This window comes from Weissella sp. DD23 (assembly GCF_001579105.1).
Classification (GTDB): Bacteria; Bacillota; Bacilli; order Lactobacillales; family Lactobacillaceae; genus Weissella; species Weissella cibaria.
Genome location: NZ_KQ970390.1, coordinates 283,435 through 285,685, shown reverse-complemented (window position 1 = coordinate 285,685; position 2,251 = coordinate 283,435). Strand labels below are relative to the sequence as shown.

Genomic DNA, 2,251 nt, shown 5'->3' with positions numbered 1-2,251 from the left:
ACTTTAAAGTAATACTAATTATTTGTATGGAGGAATTTTATGAAGCGGTTTTTTGAACGATCATTTATCGTCGGCATCGTCACGACGTTAACAATGGTCACAATTATTAGTATTTGGAATGGGACATGGGTAGCAGGCTGGCATCGACGTACCATCTTAGCTACCCTAACCATTGTCCCGTTAACGTTCATTTTAGCCACTTTGCTGAAAGAGAACGTTACATTGCCACTAGTGATTAAACTACATAACATCTTGCCCAAATGGTTTTCAGAACTCGTCCCTCGTCGGCACTCTATGGCTATTTTCATCGTAACTGGTAATGTGTCAGTCATGTCCTTCTACGGCCTGTATATGTCACATCATTACGATTCACAGCATTTGGTTCTGTCATACTTCATTCAATGGGCCCACACCTTATTTTTCGCAATTCCCTTATTATTATTTATCGTACGACCTCTAATAACCGTCGTATTCGATTTAATTTGGCGTGAGGATGATCCTGCTTAATGTAAATACATACTAAAAGACCGGTCTAGTCCAACAAACCGGTCTTTTTAAGTCCCAAAATTAGATTTTTATGTGATTTTTTGATAAGCTAGTTCTCGTACATGTACGAGGAGGTCACATGAAAAATTCAAAAAAGACCAAAAAAATCGGCCTATTCCAGCTAGTCATGCTTGGATTAGGTTCATTGATCGGGTCAGGTTGGCTCTTCGGTGCCTGGGAAGCATCCCAAGTCGCCGGACCAGCAGCCATTATTTCCTGGGTAATCGGTGGTATCGTTATCGGTGCAATCGCTTATAACTACATCGAATTGGGAACCATGTTCCCGCAATCTGGGGGGATGAGTAAATACGCACAATACACTCACGGCTCATTGTTAGGATTCATCGCTTCATGGGCTAATTGGATTTCGCTCATTACGCTAATTCCAATTGAATCAGTTGCCGCTGTGCAATATATGAGCTCGTGGCCTTGGTCCTGGGCAAAATGGACACAGAGTTTCATGGCCAATGGCACGATTACAAACGAAGGGTTATTAGCCGTTTTCTTCTTTATTGTCGTGTTCACGTTATTGAACTATTGGTCAGTCGAATTGCTCACAAACTTTACAAGTCTTATTTCTGTCTTCAAAATTGGTGTCCCACTATTAACAATCATCATGTTAACTTTATCAGGATTCCATCCTGGTAATTACGGGTCATCACTACATGAATTTATGCCATATGGCACGGCACCAATCTTTGCTGCCACGACAGTATCTGGTATTATCTTCTCATTTAATGCGTTCCAAACCGTTATTAACATGGGAAGTGAAATCGAAAACCCCAAGCGTAATATTGGACGTGGGATTACTTATTCACTATTGATTAGTGGTGTACTCTACATTCTGCTACAGAGTACGTTTATTACCGCATTGAAGCCTGACATGATTGCAGCAAATGGTTGGCACGGCATTAACTTCGCCTCACCATTCGCTGATCTAGCTATTCTACTAGGCATTCACTGGCTGTCTGTTTTGCTATATATGGACGCTTTTGTGTCACCATTTGGAACCGGCGTATCATTCGTCGCTTCTTCAAGTCGTACATTGGCTGCCATGGTAACCAATAACCACATTCCAAAATTCGTCGGAAAAATCAACGATAAATACGGTACGCCCCGTATCGCAATGGTTGTTAATGCCATTTTGAGTATGCTGATGGTCTCAATTTTCCGTTCATGGGGAACGTTGGCCAGCGTTATTTCAACGTCAACCTTGATTGCTTACTTGACTGGACCAGTAACGGTTATCTCATTGCGTAAAATGGCGCCCGAATTCACCCGTCCATTCCGTGGTAAAATTCTTAAGTTTATGGCACCTCTGTCATTCGTTCTTGCTTCATTAGCAACGTATTGGGCAATGTGGCCTACCACTGTAGAAGTGATTTTGGTTATCTTGCTTGGCCTACCATTCTATTTCTACTACGAATGGCGCAATGGTTTCAATAAAACGAAGCGTGCCTTTGAAGGTAGCTTCTGGATGATTGGCTACTTGATTTTCATTTCGATTATGTCTTATATTGGGTCGAAGGAATTCAACGGTCAAAATTGGATCCATTACCCATTTGATTTCGTGGTAATTATTGTTGGCTCTCTCTTGTTCTATCACTGGGGAACCGTCAGCCACGTCATGACGAAGTATTTCAAGCAAGCGCAACGCGTGAACGCAAAGGTTAAATTTAAAAAATAATCAAAAAAACCTGATGAC

General features: G+C 41.6%; 2 protein-coding genes. Both read left to right on the top strand.

Features of this window, described 5'->3' with window-relative positions:
* Positions 1-39: 39 nt before the first annotated feature.
* On the top strand, positions 40-507 hold the full coding sequence (locus tag WEIDD23_RS01385) for a hypothetical protein (RefSeq protein ID WP_010373594.1): 468 nt from the start codon (positions 40-42) through the stop codon (positions 505-507).
* A 118-nt stretch (positions 508-625) separates the two neighbouring features.
* A complete protein-coding gene (locus tag WEIDD23_RS01380) occupies positions 626-2,233 on the top strand; it encodes an APC family permease (RefSeq protein ID WP_043707520.1) in 1,608 nt (535 codons plus the stop codon).
* Positions 2,234-2,251: the final 18 nt, after the last annotated feature.

Excerpts from the sequence above, each read along its gene's own strand:
- WEIDD23_RS01380 (WP_043707520.1), top strand. The coding sequence starts at position 626 with ATGAAAAATTCAAAAAAGACCAAAAAAATCGGCCTATTCCAGCTAGTC.
- WEIDD23_RS01385 (WP_010373594.1), top strand. The coding sequence starts at position 40 with ATGAAGCGGTTTTTTGAACGATCATTTATCGTCGGCATCGTCACGACG.